A 550-nucleotide genomic window follows, 5' to 3' on the forward strand; every position below is an offset into this window, starting at 1 on the left:
CCGGTGACGGCTCCGAGGTCCACTGCGGCGTTGACTACGGCGGCGACGGCCGTTGACTCCGACGGCGTTGGGCCACCCAGCAGGCCCAACGACGCCGTGTCAGCGGACGCCGCCGCCGAGATGAGGGCGGAGCCGGAAAGATCCGGACCGCTGGTGGTGTCCGCGGCGTTGGCCGCGGTGCAGCCGAAGGCTAGAAGCCCGCCGGCAAAGAGGGTGCCAAGCATCCCCCTGCGAAGGTTCGAACTCATGATGATGTCTCCTGAAAAAGTTGAGGTGAGGGGTGCTTGTTTCAGCAACCCGGAATGCCGCGTTCTGCCACAAAAGGGGGCAGACGGGTCTCAACTAGTCAGGAGAGGAACCGGGGTCCAGGGACACCGGTGCGGGGACGTGCTCAGAGGTTTCCCCGGCGCTGACAGCACCGGGAACAGGAAGATCAAAATTGAAAGCGCTCAGCCACGCCGCAGACCCGGAAGAACCGGAAGCGGTCGTGCCGCTTCCCGTACCGGAACCCGGGACAGCCGGTGCCTGGGCAGGGACGGGCGAAGGGTCA

The 550-nt window shown here is 66.0% G+C and carries 1 pseudogene; it reads right to left on the reverse strand.

Annotation, left to right across the window (positions count from 1 at the left end):
* Positions 1-248 (reverse strand): annotated as a pseudogene (locus CXQ88_RS22560) (DUF320 domain-containing protein); the annotation flags it as partial.
* Positions 249-550: the final 302 nt, after the last annotated feature.

It is taken from the genome of Arthrobacter sp. ZGTC412 (assembly GCF_002929215.1).
In the GTDB taxonomy this organism is placed as follows: domain Bacteria; phylum Actinomycetota; class Actinomycetes; order Actinomycetales; family Micrococcaceae; genus Arthrobacter.